18 protein-coding genes, 1 tRNA gene and 2 pseudogenes are annotated in these 13,912 nt (G+C 65.3%); 14 read left to right on the forward strand and 7 right to left on the reverse strand.

The window, feature by feature from the left end; all coding sequences use genetic code 11:
• Window positions 1–59 precede the first annotated feature (59 nt).
• From HHUB_RS05605 to HHUB_RS05620, 4 genes and pseudogenes are all read left to right on the forward strand, one after another.
• Entirely contained in the window at window positions 60–683 is a 624-nt protein-coding gene (locus HHUB_RS05605; protein WP_059056604.1) for a response regulator, read from the forward strand.
• A pseudogene (locus tag HHUB_RS17625) lies at window positions 680–2,142 on the forward strand (ATPase domain-containing protein). Before HHUB_RS05605 ends, HHUB_RS17625 begins: the two are co-directional and overlap by 4 nt.
• Before the next feature lie 6 nt (window positions 2,143–2,148).
• Window positions 2,149–3,600: a sensor histidine kinase gene (locus tag HHUB_RS05615; RefSeq protein WP_059056605.1), complete on the forward strand. Its 1,452-nt coding sequence runs from the start codon at window positions 2,149–2,151 to the stop codon at window positions 3,598–3,600.
• 31 nt (window positions 3,601–3,631) lie between these two features.
• A complete protein-coding gene (locus HHUB_RS05620) occupies window positions 3,632–4,051 on the forward strand; it encodes a universal stress protein (protein ID WP_059056606.1) in 420 nt (139 codons plus the stop codon).
• Window positions 4,052–4,265: 214 nt separating this feature from the next.
• Here the strand turns inward: HHUB_RS05620 and guaB are convergent, their stop codons facing one another.
• Window positions 4,266–5,765, reverse strand: a complete 1,500-nt coding sequence (guaB, locus tag HHUB_RS05625; RefSeq protein WP_059056607.1) for an IMP dehydrogenase — start codon at window positions 5,763–5,765, stop codon at window positions 4,266–4,268.
• Window positions 5,766–6,279: 514 nt separating this feature from the next.
• Between guaB and HHUB_RS05630 the strand changes: the two genes are divergently transcribed.
• Window positions 6,280–7,170 carry a DUF5794 domain-containing protein gene (locus tag HHUB_RS05630; protein WP_059056608.1) on the forward strand — a complete coding sequence of 297 codons (891 nt, stop codon included), beginning with the start codon at window positions 6,280–6,282 and terminating at the stop codon, window positions 7,168–7,170.
• Window positions 7,171–7,215: 45 nt separating this feature from the next.
• On the forward strand, window positions 7,216–7,440 hold the full coding sequence (locus tag HHUB_RS05635; RefSeq protein ID WP_059056609.1) for a DUF5795 family protein: 225 nt from the start codon (window positions 7,216–7,218) through the stop codon (window positions 7,438–7,440).
• Here HHUB_RS05635 and HHUB_RS05640 read toward each other — a convergent pair.
• Both HHUB_RS05640 and HHUB_RS05645 read right to left on the reverse strand, forming a co-directional pair.
• Window positions 7,437–7,643 carry a hypothetical protein gene (locus HHUB_RS05640; protein ID WP_059056610.1) on the reverse strand — a complete coding sequence of 69 codons (207 nt, stop codon included), beginning with the start codon at window positions 7,641–7,643 and terminating at the stop codon, window positions 7,437–7,439. The two genes, HHUB_RS05635 and HHUB_RS05640, sit on opposite strands and share 4 nt — an antisense overlap.
• Before the next feature lie 37 nt (window positions 7,644–7,680).
• Window positions 7,681–7,983, reverse strand: a complete 303-nt coding sequence (locus HHUB_RS05645) for a hypothetical protein (protein WP_059056611.1) — start codon at window positions 7,981–7,983, stop codon at window positions 7,681–7,683.
• Between the two features lie 94 nt (window positions 7,984–8,077).
• On the opposite strand from HHUB_RS05645, the gene HHUB_RS16550 reads away from it, so the two are divergent.
• From HHUB_RS16550 to HHUB_RS05665, 6 genes are all read left to right on the forward strand, one after another.
• A tRNA-Trp gene (locus HHUB_RS16550) sits at window positions 8,078–8,254 on the forward strand.
• 93 nt (window positions 8,255–8,347) lie between these two features.
• Complete coding sequence (locus HHUB_RS05650; RefSeq protein WP_157533981.1) at window positions 8,348–8,587, forward strand: hypothetical protein; 240 nt, start codon at window positions 8,348–8,350, stop codon at window positions 8,585–8,587.
• Window positions 8,577–8,708 (forward strand): hypothetical protein, encoded by a 132-nt coding sequence (locus HHUB_RS17500; RefSeq protein WP_272948282.1) that lies wholly within the window; start codon window positions 8,577–8,579, stop codon window positions 8,706–8,708. The genes HHUB_RS05650 and HHUB_RS17500 overlap by 11 nt, the downstream gene beginning before the upstream one ends.
• Window positions 8,705–10,372 (forward strand): DUF7845 domain-containing protein, encoded by a 1,668-nt coding sequence (locus tag HHUB_RS05655; protein WP_059056613.1) that lies wholly within the window; start codon window positions 8,705–8,707, stop codon window positions 10,370–10,372. The genes HHUB_RS17500 and HHUB_RS05655 overlap by 4 nt, the downstream gene beginning before the upstream one ends.
• Window positions 10,373–10,721: 349 nt before the next feature.
• Window positions 10,722–11,129, forward strand: a complete 408-nt coding sequence (locus tag HHUB_RS05660; protein WP_059056614.1) for a hypothetical protein — start codon at window positions 10,722–10,724, stop codon at window positions 11,127–11,129.
• Between the two features lie 265 nt (window positions 11,130–11,394).
• Window positions 11,395–11,640 carry a DUF7692 domain-containing protein gene (locus HHUB_RS05665; RefSeq protein ID WP_238324024.1) on the forward strand — a complete coding sequence of 82 codons (246 nt, stop codon included), beginning with the start codon at window positions 11,395–11,397 and terminating at the stop codon, window positions 11,638–11,640.
• 43 nt (window positions 11,641–11,683) lie between these two features.
• On the opposite strand, the gene HHUB_RS05670 is transcribed toward HHUB_RS05665, so the two are convergent.
• The 4 genes from HHUB_RS05670 to HHUB_RS05685 form a co-directional block, all read right to left on the reverse strand.
• Complete coding sequence (locus HHUB_RS05670) at window positions 11,684–11,914, reverse strand: hypothetical protein (RefSeq protein ID WP_059056615.1); 231 nt, start codon at window positions 11,912–11,914, stop codon at window positions 11,684–11,686.
• Complete coding sequence (locus HHUB_RS05675; RefSeq protein WP_059056616.1) at window positions 11,911–12,672, reverse strand: hypothetical protein; 762 nt, start codon at window positions 12,670–12,672, stop codon at window positions 11,911–11,913. Before HHUB_RS05675 ends, HHUB_RS05670 begins: the two co-directional genes overlap by 4 nt.
• On the reverse strand, window positions 12,669–12,980 hold the full coding sequence (locus tag HHUB_RS05680; protein WP_082687180.1) for a helix-turn-helix domain-containing protein: 312 nt from the start codon (window positions 12,978–12,980) through the stop codon (window positions 12,669–12,671). Before HHUB_RS05680 ends, HHUB_RS05675 begins: the two co-directional genes overlap by 4 nt.
• A 74-nt stretch (window positions 12,981–13,054) precedes the next feature.
• On the reverse strand, window positions 13,055–13,219 hold the full coding sequence (locus tag HHUB_RS05685) for an AbrB/MazE/SpoVT family DNA-binding domain-containing protein (protein ID WP_169793393.1): 165 nt from the start codon (window positions 13,217–13,219) through the stop codon (window positions 13,055–13,057).
• Window positions 13,220–13,355: 136 nt separating this feature from the next.
• On the opposite strand from HHUB_RS05685, the pseudogene HHUB_RS17665 reads away from it, so the two are divergent.
• Together HHUB_RS17665 and HHUB_RS16555 are read left to right on the forward strand one after the other, a co-directional pair.
• A pseudogene (locus HHUB_RS17665) lies at window positions 13,356–13,469 on the forward strand (DUF7563 family protein); the annotation flags it as partial.
• Window positions 13,470–13,523: 54 nt separating this feature from the next.
• Window positions 13,524–13,709 carry a hypothetical protein gene (locus HHUB_RS16555; protein WP_157533982.1) on the forward strand — a complete coding sequence of 62 codons (186 nt, stop codon included), beginning with the start codon at window positions 13,524–13,526 and terminating at the stop codon, window positions 13,707–13,709.
• The last annotated feature ends 203 nt before the right edge of the window (window positions 13,710–13,912 follow it).

A 13,912-nucleotide genomic window follows, 5' to 3' on the forward strand; every position in this document is an offset into this window, starting at 1 on the left:
CTTGTCGAAACGACTTAAGGTAACCCGGTCCTCTAAAGAATCAGATTACGGTGCCGCAAATGGACCGAGAAACCTCCCCGGTGGTCCTCGTCGTCGACGACGAGCGAGACCTCGCCGACCTGTTCACCGCGTGGCTGTCCGACGATTACACCGTCAGGACCGCGTACAGCGGGCAGGAGGCACTGGACTCGCTGGACGACGCAATCGACGTCGTGCTGTTGGACCGCCGGATGCCGGACCTCTCCGGAGACGCCGTACTCTCGGAGGTCCGGGAGCGCGACCTCGACTGCCGGGTGGCGATGGTGACCGCCGTCGACCCCGACTTCGACATCGTGGAGATGGGGTTCGACGCGTACCTCACTAAGCCCGTGACCAACGACGACCTCCACGACGTCGTGGAGACGCTGCTGACGCGCAAGCACCACGACACGGCGGTCCAGCAGTACTTCCAGCTCGTGACGAAGCGCGCCGCGCTGGACGCCCAGTACGGCGACGATGCTGCTGACGACCCGCAGTACGAGGCGCTGCAGGCAGAAATCGACTCACTGGAACGCGAAGTCGAGACACTCGCCAGCGAGTTCGACGAGGACGACTTCGAGGTCGAACTCCATCGCATCGAGCAGGACGGCGTTGACGCCGGCCGCGAGGCCGACGCTGACGTCGACGGGGGAACGGACAGATGACGGGCATCGAGGGGCGCGTCTCGACTGGCATCGACGGCCTGGACGCGGTGCTGAACGGTGGGTTCGTTCCGGGGCGGGCGTACCTCGCGCGCGGCGAACCCGGCACGGGGAAGACCATCTTCGGCTACCACTACCTCTCGGCAGGCGTGGAGAACGACGAGACGGTGCTGTACGTCAACCTCGAGGAGTCCGTCGAGGACTGAAGGCGAACGCGGCTGCGGTTGGGTTCGACCTCGACAGCGTGGAGTTCCTGAGTCTCACGCCCGACAGCGAGGTGTTCACGGAGAGCCAGTCGTACAGCGTCTTCGCCGCCGACGAAGTCGAGGCGGACGCGTTCAACGAGGCCATCGTCGAGCGCATCCAACAGCTGGACCCGGACCGCATCTTCATCGACCCCATCACGCAGCTGCGGTACCTTTCCGGGGACGACTATCAGTTCCGCAAGCAGGTGCTGGCGCTCCAGCAGTTCCTCGGCGAGCAGGACGCGACCGTCCTGTTCACCTCGCAGGCGACCCCGAGCAACCCGGACGACGACATTCAGTTCATCGCGGACGGGACGCTGGACCTCGAACGGACACACGAGACGCGCACGGTCTCCGTGCCGAAGTTCCGCGGGTCCGCGACCCAGAGCGGCGAGCACACGTTCCGCATCACCGACGACGGCGTTCGGGTGTTCCCCGAACTCCAGCCCGGCGAATTCGAGCAGGCGTTCGTCGCCGAGTCCATCTCCGCAGGCGTCCCGGAACTGGATGACCTGCTCCACGGCGGGCTCGAACGCGGCACGGTCAGCGTCCTCAGCGGGCCAAGCGGCGCTGGCAAGACCACTACCGGCACGCAGTTCATGAAGGAAGCCGCGGAGCGCGGCGAGCGCTCGGTCATTTACCTCTTCGAGGAGAGCCGGGCGACGTTCCTGAAGCGCTCGGAAGCCGTCAACATCCCCGTCGAGGAGATGGTTGAGCGCGGCACGCTCGCCATCGAGGAGATGGACCCGCTGGACTTGACGCCACAGGAGTTCGCGAGCATGGTGCGCGAGGAGGTCGAGCAGCGCGACACCGAGATCGTGATGATAGATGGCATCAAGGGGTACAAGCTCGCGCTCGCGGGCGACGACGACACGCTCGTGCGCCGGCTGCACGCGCTCGGCCGCTACCTCAAGAACATGGGCGTCACCGTCGTCTTCGTCGACGAGGTCGGCCACGTCACGGGCGACTTCCAGCCGACCGAGGTCGGCATCAGCTACCTCGCGGACAACATCGTCTTCCTGCGCCACATCGAGGTCGGCGGGGAGCTTCAGAAGGTCATCGGCGTGCTCAAGAAGCGCACCAGCGACTTCGAGCGGACGCTGCGGCGCCTCCAGATCACCGAACACGGCATCGAGGTCGGCGAACCGCTCACGAACCTCCGCGGCCTACTGACGGGAACACCGGAGTTCGTCGACGACGGGGCGTCAAACCGGTAAGCACCGATGTCCGAGTACGGTGACGAACGGCAGCCGGAGACGGTCTCTGCCGGCGACGAGCGGCTGTGCGTCGGCGTGGTGCTAGGACACGACCAGAACCGCGCGCTCCTCACGGAATGGCTCGACGATACCTACGACGTGCTCACGCCCGGGGCCGACGGCGTCACGCTGGCGGAGTTGGCGGAGCGCGCGGACCTCCTGTTGCTGGACGAGCGCGCCTACGAACGCCACGATGAGTGGGTTGCCGACTACCGCGAGCGCGGGGCGTCGCTGTTCTCGCCCGTGTTGTTGCTCGCGTCCAGCGACGAACTACGGGCCGCCGCAGACGTCTGGTCGAACGTCGACGACGTCGTCGCCGTCCCCGTCCAGAAGGCGGTGCTGCACGCTCGCATCGACGGGCTGTTGTCGCGACGCAGCCTCTCCCGGAAGCTCGCCGCCAGCGAGGACCGCTTCCGCACGCTGTTCGAGACGAGTCCCGACCCCGCGATAGTCGTCGACGGCGACGGACTGGTCGTGGACAGCAACGTCGCGTTCCGCGACCTCGTCGGCGTCACCGAGTCGTGTCATGGGCGGTCGCTGGACGCCTTCGACGCGTTCACGCCCGAGGCCGTCGAGGCGATGTGTGCGACCGCCGACGACGACGGGGACGCGCGGTCGAGTTCGGCTGTCGTTTCCGTGCAGACGGTGACCGAGCGCCGGCACGTAGAGTGCAACGCCGACGACCTCGCGACCGCTCCCGGGCACCGCATCCTCATCCTGCGGGACGTCACCGAGCGCGTCCACCACGAGCAGGAACTCCAGCGGCAGGTTGACCGCCTCGACGAGTTCGCGGGCGTGCTCGCCCACGAGATTCGGAACCCGCTGGGCATCGCCAGCGGGTGGCTCGACCAGGCCAAGCGCACGGGTGACCCGGAGGCGTTCGCCCGCGTCGAGGCCGCCCACGAGCGTATGGGCGACCTCATCGGCGACCTGCTCGAACTCGCTCGACAGGGCAGCGTCATCGGGGAGCGAACGTCGGTCCCGCTGGCTGACTTGGTCACGGACTCGTGGGCGAGCGTGACGACGAAGAACGCGACCCTCGACGTGGCTCCGGAGCTGGCCGGTCGGACGGCGACTGGCGACCCCGACCGCATCCACGAGGTGTTCGCGAACCTGTTCCGGAACGCCATCGAGCACGGCGGGCCGGACGTCACCGTCGAAGTCGGCGTGACCGAGGACGGCCGCGGCGTCTACGTGGCCGACGACGGGGCCGGATTCGGCGGCACGGACCCCGACCAACTGTTCGAGTCCGGGTACACGACCGCCAAGAACGGCACCGGGTTCGGGCTCGCCATCGTCGAGCAGATTGCGGACGCCCACGGCTGGACGGTCACCGCGACCGACGCCGAGGGCGGCGGCGCGCGCTTCGAACCCGGGGGCGTGCTGGACGGCGACGACCCGACCGCCGAACGCGCGTAGTTTTAAGCCCCTGTCGGGCGTCGTGGTGACCATGTACCGCGTGCTGGTACCGGTCGACGACGATGTAGACCGAGCGCTCGCGCAGGCCCGCTACGTGGCGAACCTGCCCGACGCCGCCGAAAACGTCGAAGCTATCGTACTGTTCGTGTTCACCGGCGACGCCGAGGACCTCCCGGAGGACGTCCAGCAGTTCAAGTCCGCGAGCCGCATCCAGTCGGTGCGGCGCGCACAGGAGTTCCTGGAGAACGCGGGCGTCGACGTCCAAGTCCGGGACGACTCCGGGGACACGGTCGACGACATCATCGCGGACGCCGACGAGTACGACGTCGACGCCATCGTGCTCGGCGGGCGCAAGCGCTCGCCCGCGGGGAAGGCCATCTTCGGCAGCGTCACGCAGTCGGTCATCCTGAACGCCGACCGCCCGGTCGTCGTCACCGGCGAAGACGCCTGAAACCACCCGACTGCGCGGACCCACGCGTACCGTAACAAATTTTTCCGACGCGTCGCATCCCCCGCACATGGCGTTCGAAACGTACGAATGCCAGGCGTGTGGCGACGAGTTCAAAGCGTTCGAGGACTCCGAAGCCGCGGCGAACGGCTACTGTAGTCCGCGCTGCGAAGTCGACGGCAAAGGACTCTGAGCGGCCAGCGCCGCGCTGGCTACGCTACTCGTTCTGCGGGCTGTAGTTGGGCGCTTCGTCCGTAATCATCACGTCGTGAGGGTGGCCTTCGGTCTGGCCCGCGGCGGAGACGCGGACGAACTCCGCGTCTTCTTTGAACTCGGGGATGGTCTCGGCGCCGACGTAGCCCATGCCGGACTGGATGCCGCCGACGAGCTGGTGGAGCTCCTGGGCGAGCGGGCCCTTGTACGGCGTGGCGGCCTCGACGCCCTCGGGGACGAACTCCTCGTCCTCGTCTTCCTCCTTGAGGTAGCGGTCGCCGCCGCCCGACTGCATCGCGCCGACCGACCCCATGCCGCGGTACTGCTTGTACTTCTTGCCGTTCATCGTGATGACCCGGCCGGGGGCCTCGTCGGTGCCGGCGAAGTACGAGCCCAGCATGACGGCGTCGGCGCCCGCGGCGATGGCCTTCGCGGCGTCGCCGGAGTACCGGATGCCGCCGTCCGCGATGACGGGAACGTCCTCGGGGTGGGCGACGTCGGCGACCTGCGAGACGGCCGTAATCTGGGGCATGCCCGCGCCCGTGACGACGCGCGTCGTGCAGATGGAGCCCGGGCCGATACCGACCTTGATGCCGTCCGCGAAGTCCACGACGGCCTCGGCGGCCTCGCGGGTACCGACGTTCCCGACGACGACGTCCGCGTCCACGGACGCCTTGATGTCGCGGGCGGAGTCGATGACGTTCAGGTTGTGGGCGTGCGCGCAGTCGATGAAGATGACGTCGGCGCCGGCGTCGTCGACGGCGGTCGCGCGCTCGGTCTCGAACGGGCCGACGGCGACGCCGACGCGGAGGCGGCCGTCGTCGTCGCGGGCGGCGTCGCCGTGTTCGCGGCGCGCGAGGATACCCTGCATCGTGACGAGGCCGACGAGGTGGTCGTCGCCGTCCACGATGGGGACGCGCTCGATCTTGTGCTCGTACATGAGCTCGAGCGCGTCGCGGGCGTCGACGTCCTCGTCGGCGGTGATGACCTCGTCGGTCATCGCCTCGCGGACCGTGTCGGACTCGCCGACTTCGAGGTAGGGGCGGATGTCGGTGCCGGAGATGATGCCGAGGACGGTGTCGTCGTCGTCGACGACGGGCGCGCCGGAGACGCCCTCAGAGTTCATCATCGCGTCGACCTCCTCGACCGTCTGGTCGGGGTTGGCGGTGACAACGTTCTCGCGGTCGATGACGAGCTCGTCGGCGCGCTTGACGCGCTCAACCTCGGTGACGACAGTCTCTGTGTCCATGTTCTGGTGGAGGACGCCGAGGCCGCCCTCGTGGGCCATCGCGATGGCGAGGTCGGATTCGGTGACGGTGTCCATCGCCGCGGAGAGAATCGGGGTATTGAGTTCGACGTTCTTCGAGACGCGTGTGGAGACGTCGGCGTCGTCGGGTTCGACGCGGCTCTCGGCGGGCCGCAGGAGCACGTCGTCGAAGGTCAGCGCTTCTGGTACGCGGAGTTTCTCGGAGAATCGGCCGTCAGTCGAAGGGTCGTGCGCCATGTAAACCGTCGCGTCGCCGGTGGCAAAAACGTTCCGAGATTGGGCGAACGTGCGCTAACCACTCCCGTAGACGGCTCGCTGTCGACACGTCCGTGCAACGGCTCCCTGCGGTGGACCCAACAAACGGCCATCAGCTGCCGGATCCATCGACGAACGATAGAATTTCCGCTCGCCGACCGGCGATTTCTCGACTATCGTCCACGCACCCCGACGGACAGTAGCTCGGTACTTAAAGACAGGTTTTGGTCCCCCATCACGTGGTGGCGTCTCTCACGCAATCTTTATGCGTGCGACCCTAATGGTTGTGCATATGGACTCCATCAGTCCCGAGGCAGTGCGTACCGCCGGCAACCACACCGTTGACTCCGCCGCACGCACATTTTTCGGTAAACTGATGGACACATTCTGGCTCGGAACGCCGGCGCTTGCGCGACACACCGCCGAACGTTCGGCGTCGCGCACGTCACCGTATCACCGGGCCGACCAACGTCCGTCTAGGGTAGCCCCGTAGTTCATGAGTAGTTCACGCCACCCCGTCGCCCTTCGCCTAGAGCAGCGTGTGGGCGGCGACACCCGGCTACTCGCGACGGTCATGCTGCTCCCGCTCGTGGACGGCATCTTCGCCGCCCTCGTGCTCGCGGGCGAACTCAATACGTACATCGGCATCGCCCAGATCGGGCTGCTGGTCTTCGGTGGGAGCGCGACGCTCGCGGTGATCCTCGCAGAGATGGACGAGGACCCCCGCTCGCAGGCTGTTACCGTCCTCGTCGTTGGGACGCCGCTGATACTCATCGCCGCCGCCGAAGCCGCGCTGGCGCCCACCATCGCGACCGTCGTCGACATCCCGACGTTCGAACGCTTCGCCGCCATCGTCATCCTCGCCATCGCCGCGAAGACCGCCAGCTCCACCATCGGCGACTACCTCCCCTCCCCCGGTATCATCATCGGACTTGGATTCGTCGCAAGCGTCCAGCCCGCGGGCGCCCAACTCAAGTTCGCGGCCGACCCCGGGCTAATGTTGCGCGCCGCGGCTGCCGGCGGCGTCGCCGTCGGCTTCGCACTCGCGGTCGTCGCGCTCCAGCCGTACCTCCGGCAGGTCGTCGACATCGACCGCTTCCGGTTCGGGAGTGCCGTCGCGCTCGGCACGCTCGCGCTCTCCGTGTTCGGGCTCGTCCCCTCGCAGGCGCCGCTGGTCGTGTTCGCGGTCGCCGGCCTGCTCGCGTTCGACCCCGAGGAAGCCGACGTCGACACCCCGGACGTGCCCCCGGCCGTCGACGACGGCCCTGACGGCGCCGCGGCGCCGGCCGCAACGCCTGACGGCGGCAGCGACCCCGACGAGGACGACGAAGCCGCCTACGGCTACCCCGGCGAAGACGGCGCCGAAGAACGCGCCCCCTGGCTGTGAGTTAGCGAGGAGAAGTCTTTAGCCGCCCGCGGCCGTCCCGCCGGTATGTCCGACAACCGCGTCGTCGAAGGCCGCATGGTCACCCCGAAGAAGCTCGCGGAGCTCGTGGAAGGCGAGTCTGTGATGGACGCCGAACCCATCGAGGACGCCGACCGCGACTGCCCCGAGTGCGGCGGCGACGTCATCTCCGTCGGCTACATGCCCTCCGTAACGGAGTTCGTCACCGGCTACAAGTGCCAGGACTGCGAGTGGAGCGCCCGCGAAGACTAACGGCTCCAGCGCACGTCCTCTATTTCGTCGCCGCTCGCGATTACGTACCCGACCACTTCGCCGTCCCCGCAGTCCTGCACGTCCACGCGGTCGTAGGCGTCCGCGACGACCTCGCGGAGGTCCGCATCGAGTGCCTCTGCTTCCTCGACGCCGAGTCGCATCTTCCCGCCGATTTCCCGGACTACGATGGGGTACTCGGTCATGTCTCGGCGTTCGCTCTCGGCCCGGAAAGGCCAATCGCTACGAGCGAACCTCGTAGTGTGCGACCGTCTCCTCGTAGCGCGCGAGTAGTTCCTCCGCGCGGTCGGGCACGTGGGCGGTCTCGTGGTCCTCGCCTGCGAACGCCTCCACGCCGTCCCACGACGCGAACCGCGCGATCGTCACGAACTCCACCTCGCCGCCCGCATCGCGGCGCAACACCTCGAAACTCTCCAGGTCCGCTATCTCGTGTTTCGCGTCCGGGAACACCGTCTCGGTCACGAACGCCTCGTACTCGTCGGCGTCGGCGGGCTCGGTCCACCCGCGCCACACGCGCGCTATCATGGTTTCAGGTACGGGCGGGTGGCCCTTGTCGGTGGTGAACTGAGACGCAGAATCGAAACGCACTTAGGACAAATCACCGTACGGAGGAACGCGAGGGGCTGTGGCCAAGCCAGGCATGGCGACTGACTCCAGAGGCCACGCGCCCGGGACGAAATTCCAGACTGGTATACCGAGCGGCCGACTGATCATCGGTCCGCGACGACGACCCTCTGGAGTTCCGAGGCGCACCGGAGATATCAGTCGATCGGGGGTTCAAATCCCTCCGGCCCCATACTGCAAAAAAGTACTTCGGAAGCTCTTGCCGGCTTCCACTTACCTCACGTAAACTCGACCAGCCCTCGGTCCGTTCTTCGAGGTGGTCGCCTTGACTGGCAGCCGCGAGTTCGTTCCTGCATCCCAACTACGGACTGACGGCGGCCCGCAGGTCCGCCGGCACGACTACTGGGAGACTGTCGCCGACGACGCGCCCGAAGCCGACGAGTGCCGCGTCTGCGGCGCCGACGGCCCTGACTGCCGGCGCGTCCGCCTTCCCGACCGCGACCGCGAGAAAACCGCTCTCTGCGCCGCCTGCCGCTCCCTATGGGGTGAGTCCGATGCCGAGTGACGGTGAGCACGACCTCTCTGGACCCGACTGCTCCAACTGCGGCTCCCCACACGCCGGCGCGATCGTCGACGGGAAAGTCCTCTGCGGGAACTGTGCTCGCGAACTGGAGGGGGCGCAGTGAGGACGCTCGACCTCGCTCCCCACGAGTTCGACGCGAACCTCCACTTCGCCGAGAACGGTCTTGATCCGTGGTTCGGCGCCGACGTCCTCGTGAAGGACGCGGGTGGCAGCCGTAGCGCGGAGTTCACGCACGCGGGCGAGCAGTGGGTCGCGCGGCTGTCGTACCGTGACGAGGGCGGGCTGCTCCCGCCAACCGGCAGCGTCACCGACGGCGGCACGCACGTCGAGCACGACACGATTCGCGAATTCCAGTTCAAGATTGCCCGCCACCCCGACGAGGACCCCGTCGGCAAACAGGACTTCATCGTACACATGAGCCCGCGCTGGGGCGGCCTCCACGCCGAGAAGGACTCCGGCGAGGTCGTTGAGATTCCCGTCCCGCCAACTCTCAAGAACGACGGCCTGAACCTCCGCATCCAGGGGAGTAATATCGCGTTCACGCGGTATCTCGACCTCTTCCAGACCGCTGCTCGTGTCCTCGGGTTCAACGCGAACTACTTCCAGACGCCCGCGGCGACGAGCAACATTCAGGACGCCGAGAAGTACGCCCGCGTGCATCGAGACGCCAGCGGCCCCGTCCACGGTCGCGACGGCCCGATAGCCTCGATGGCGCACCTCCTGGAAGACGACCGCTCCGGGTACCGCAAACTCGTCCAGAACGACGACGACGAGAAAGGCGAGAACCTGCCGGGCTACTACCACACGGTGACGTTGGACACGCAGCGGCTCGCTGAAGCGTTCCCCGGCCACCGCTACCCGAAGGAGGTCAAACACTACTACGCTCGCGAAGCCGCTCGCCTCGACACGTCGGAAGCGCTCGCGCATCCGAAGGTCGGCGCGAGTCTTCAGCACTCGCTGCTCGACCGTGGCGAGACGATGTACTATGACGACCTCGTAGAACTGGAACGCGAGCTCGACCAGACCGTGCTGTCTGTGCTCGCCGACGCCGGCCTCGACGTCGCCCCGGAGAATATCGGCCGGAGCCCGTACGTTGAGAATGATGCGTACTGGGAGCCGTCGACGAGTGAGCGCGGCCCCGACCCCATTCAGTTGGACCTCACCCGCATCCGGCAGGAACAGGAAAGCGTCGTTGTCCGCCACCTCACGGACGGCCTCAGTCCCGTCCAGTGGGAAGCACTGGATACGCTCGTCACGGACGGTGGGGAAGTTTCCCCACAGGACATCGCAGAGGCGAACGAGCGCCACGTCGGGAGCGTGCGGCGGGCGCTGCGCTCGATGGAAGAACTCGTCTCTAGGAAGTACGGCGAGGTTGGTCTGCGCTCGGACTACGTCGCCGAAATGATTCACGACGCCGTTCAAGACGCGCGCGACGCGACACGCACCGCCATCGAGACCTCCGCGAAAGCCATCGAAGCCGCCGAGCGCGGCGTGTCGGACGCGATGGCCGAGTGGGTCGCGTGGTGCAACCGCTACGGCATCGATATCCGCAACCGCGCTGACGCTCTCGAGGTCGACATGGGCGAGTTCGACGCGGTCAACTACAACCACAAGGGTGTCCCGAAGATTATCTCCTCCCGCATCCGGTCCGCCTTCGAGGTGTGGACGGCGGCTGGACAAGATCCCGAGCGGTTCCGGCAGGCAATCGTGAAGTTCAGAGTCGACGGCATCGACCACAAGCGCCGCGCGTGGAAGGCCCTCCGATAGCGCTGCTACGAGTAGTGGCAACACCGTCTCGAAGCCGCTCTCTTGCAACCAAATTTGCCGTGAACCAGCTCGATAGTGAAATCTCAGTTGCCGTGGATACTCTTGACGCGAGCAGCCGGCGCCGTCGCCCCGACGCACCCACGCGGAGAACCTCACGGGGGCCGTTCGGTTCTCCGTTAGGGGTGTGGCTAAGGCCACCAATCCAAAACACTCCCCACCCCTCAGCACAGCGCAGCAAAGAAGACGTTACTCAACTCCTTGAACACCGAATCTCTGTTTTGAACACCGACCCCACACCGGAGATAGTGGAATAACAAAGAGTTTCACATAACCGTCTGAAGTGTGCGGCATGCCTCAGCCACTCACGAAAGACGAAGTGAAAATTTTCGAAGAAAAAGAGGAGAAGAACGAGTATTGGACTGAGTGCGAGAGCGAAGAAAAACCGTTTATTGCGGTTGTTCCAGTCGATCAAGGGTATATGGCGAAGTACGATATGTACACTATCGGTTCGGATTTATCAAATGTTGCAGCTGACGAGGCGAGAAATCTAATTGAAGAGTGGGTGGAGATATACGTCGAAGAGATTACTGACGACCAATTTAAGCGCGAAGAGATAACCCGACATGCTGGAACAACAAGTGGCGCGATTTGGCCTCTCGACAAACCAGAGGCTCGGGAAGTTGCTGCAGACCTTTCTGAGATTGTCTATGACGAATCCAACTGGGAGAGTATTGACCCCAGAGATGCTTGGGAGTAAGTAAGAAAGACGATATATTCGTCTGTTGTTCACCACAGTATCAGACTCGGTCATCACCTCCCCCGTGGGGTTACGCGTCCAGAGAATCGATTTCCCGAATATGCACACGAGCTCGCGAACCTCGTGTGCATATCTCCCCGCCAATCCTCTGACCGAACACTCCTGAGCGTACGGACCTCCTCGAATTTCGCGAAAACCCGGTGAAATCACCCCTCCAGTCACTCCAGAATAATAGGTTAAGCAGGGTCGTGTGTACGAGCCCACTATGCGAATCCGTACCGACGGCGACTACGCCCACCGCCTCGACGCCATCGAATCAGCTATGGACGCGCTCGGCGAGAATACGAAAACCGCCGCGGTCATCGCCGCCTGCGAACACGCCCGACAAGACCGGAACGCGAAGCAGAAAGCGCTCGCTCATCCCGACATGACACCCGAGCTCGCCGAGGTCCTCAGCACTCCCGCGATGGGACTGCGCTACGAAATCGAGACTTCCCTCGACGTCGACTAACTGAATTCGTCTCCCCCCGTCTCAAAACAAGAGCACGCTCAACTTAGACAGCGGATTCTTCAGGGGAGTCCGGGACGTCGCCCCAGAGCCCGCCACCAGCATCGTCCGGAATTGTGCCGAGCGGTGTCAGCCCGGCATCTTCCGGGGTGTGGTCGTCGAAGAAGTGCTCCCACCGCGGCTCACGCGGCGAAAACTTATACCCGCACAGCGGGCACTCGACGATTCGGTTCTGAACTCGCCCGCATTCCTCGTACTCGTAGTACTCCAGGGTCACGCCACACCACCCTCCGGCCCGCCGTCACTGTCTGAGGACACCGTAGGGAGATCGACCAACCCCGTAAACGAGCAGTCTGACTCGGGGCACTCCACACGGAGGCCGGTAACTCCCTGCACACGTGGGCCCTGAAACAGCCCGGAGGCGATGTTTCGCTCGCAGTCCGGACAGGCGACCGTCTCCAGCTCCCGGGGGCGCTGGCGACGCGCGCAGTCCCGGCATATCTGGGGACCCGGCGTAATCACTGTCCGGGAAACAAGTCGGTACTCCTCGGGGTCGACGTCACCCGGCCGGCCACCGCATGCCGGTAGAGCATCGCCGCGAGCTGCCGGGACCGGCGCCGGCAAGTGGAACGCATCCGTGGTGCCCGCGCGTTGGACGACCACCCAGGTCGGCTCCGGGTCCAGAATCTCGACGTGATCGACCGCGTAGACGCTATCTTCTTCCAGGCGGTTCGCGGCGTCCAGGACGTGGACGGCGGCCTCCTTGTGGCCGGGATACGAGACGAGAACGAGTGCCACCGTCGCGGCATCGGGTTCTGTCCCGCGGTGGCTCTGCATCCGCACCGCGCGTTTCTCCCGGCGGTCGGTATCGTCATCAGCGACGGAGACCTCGGCAACGTCGGTGACCAGCCACGTCCGCCCGTCGCGGTTGATTACGACGACGTCGCCCTCCCCGATTTCGCGGACTGTCTTCGCGACGTCCGCGCTGACCTGTTTCGTCGACGCGTTGTTGAGGCGGCGGGTCGGCGACATCATGCTGATTCACCCGGGACAGCGTCCGCGTCCAGCTCCCAGAGGAGGCGAGCCGGTCCCGTCGACGGTGGCTGTTGCAGTTCGATGTCGTGGGTGGCGGCCGCCCGGTAGATCGACCGACGCGAAACACCGTGCGCAGTCGCGAGGTCCGCAGGTGTGAAGCCAGCTGCCAGCGCATCGCGCAAGTAGTCTGGGTTACGGTACCCCTCCAGAGGGAACACGTCGAGGGCGAGCGTGTCAGTAATCGCAGTCTGGAGTTCCTGAGCGGTGACCTCCTCACCGGCCGGTGACTGTGAATCTGGTTGCAACATCGGACAACCAAAGACAGGAACGCCCCTAGGAAACCCATTCCTACCATACACCTACCAGCGCCGCCATTGAGCGTTCACGCGGGAGTTGAGGGAGTCGGGCGAACAATGACTTTCTTTGTGTCGCGGTCGTACTCCATCTCGACGCTATCCCCGCCGTCGACGTCCATCGCCTCGAGGACGTCCGGCGGGATGGTGACCATCTTCGAGTTGCCACTCTCGATGACCGTGCGAGACCCCACGAGAACGCGTGTCGGCCGATTGCCCATGCGTAGAGGGGCTTGCCGACTCCTGTAAAGGGTAAGCCCGTATTGACGGTGTTTATACTCGCGTCGACCCGCCCCACCCTCGTTGATAGTGTCCGCCAATAGTTGTCATATGCCCGTGCATGTCGAGTGCGGTGCGTGTGGAACCGTCGTCAGTACAGCGTTCGGCCGTGTTTTCGGCGATGCCAGTGACACACCCCACGCCTGCCTGTCCTGTAGTACGTCATCGGCAATTCAGCACGGTGCTGCCAGCTCCCCCAGCCACGACGGCACGCCGTTAGTGCATCGCCCCGGCTACGACGACCCCCAGCCGGTCGTCACCGATAGCCCGCCGGAAGCAGCTGGCGACCCCGACCCCATCTATCTCGAAGAGGTTCGCAATCGCGAGCACGCCCGCACGAACGACACCTCCGAGGATGGATTCACGCACAGCGACGACGACTTCCAGGCACTCGTTGCCGAATAAGAGCTGTTCCTCGACGCTATTTCTGGGGGAGAAGTTGGTCGCCCGGAGTGAGGAGACGAGGCTAGCTTGCGGCGAGGTTTAGCGCAGTCGTCTCGATATCCCGAACTCACTGTTTTACCCACCTACGGCCCGGGTAGTCGGCGAATCAGCGAGTTCGTCGAAAACTGCGCCCCATACACGCGCGCGTTGATTTGCGATTCAGC

The organism is Halobacterium hubeiense (assembly GCF_001488575.1).
Taxonomy (GTDB): domain Archaea; phylum Halobacteriota; class Halobacteria; order Halobacteriales; family Halobacteriaceae; genus Halobacterium; species Halobacterium hubeiense.

Coding starts and splice junctions, on each gene's coding strand:
- HHUB_RS05645 (WP_059056611.1), bottom strand. CDS start 7,983: ATGATAGCGCGCGTGTGGCGCGGGTGGACCGAGCCCGCCGACGCCGAC.
- HHUB_RS05675 (WP_059056616.1), bottom strand. CDS start 12,672: ATGATGTCGCCGACCCGCCGCCTCAACAACGCGTCGACGAAACAGGTC.
- HHUB_RS05665 (WP_238324024.1), top strand. CDS start 11,395: ATGCGAATCCGTACCGACGGCGACTACGCCCACCGCCTCGACGCCATC.
- guaB (WP_059056607.1), bottom strand. CDS start 5,765: ATGGCGCACGACCCTTCGACTGACGGCCGATTCTCCGAGAAACTCCGC.
- HHUB_RS05620 (WP_059056606.1), top strand. CDS start 3,632: ATGTACCGCGTGCTGGTACCGGTCGACGACGATGTAGACCGAGCGCTC.
- HHUB_RS05615 (WP_059056605.1), top strand. CDS start 2,149: ATGTCCGAGTACGGTGACGAACGGCAGCCGGAGACGGTCTCTGCCGGC.
- HHUB_RS05605 (WP_059056604.1), top strand. CDS start 60: ATGGACCGAGAAACCTCCCCGGTGGTCCTCGTCGTCGACGACGAGCGA.
- HHUB_RS05660 (WP_059056614.1), top strand. CDS start 10,722: ATGCCTCAGCCACTCACGAAAGACGAAGTGAAAATTTTCGAAGAAAAA.
- HHUB_RS05630 (WP_059056608.1), top strand. CDS start 6,280: ATGAGTAGTTCACGCCACCCCGTCGCCCTTCGCCTAGAGCAGCGTGTG.
- HHUB_RS05640 (WP_059056610.1), bottom strand. CDS start 7,643: ATGACCGAGTACCCCATCGTAGTCCGGGAAATCGGCGGGAAGATGCGA.
- HHUB_RS05635 (WP_059056609.1), top strand. CDS start 7,216: ATGTCCGACAACCGCGTCGTCGAAGGCCGCATGGTCACCCCGAAGAAG.
- HHUB_RS05680 (WP_082687180.1), bottom strand. CDS start 12,980: ATGTTGCAACCAGATTCACAGTCACCGGCCGGTGAGGAGGTCACCGCT.
- HHUB_RS17500 (WP_272948282.1), top strand. CDS start 8,577: ATGCCGAGTGACGGTGAGCACGACCTCTCTGGACCCGACTGCTCCAAC.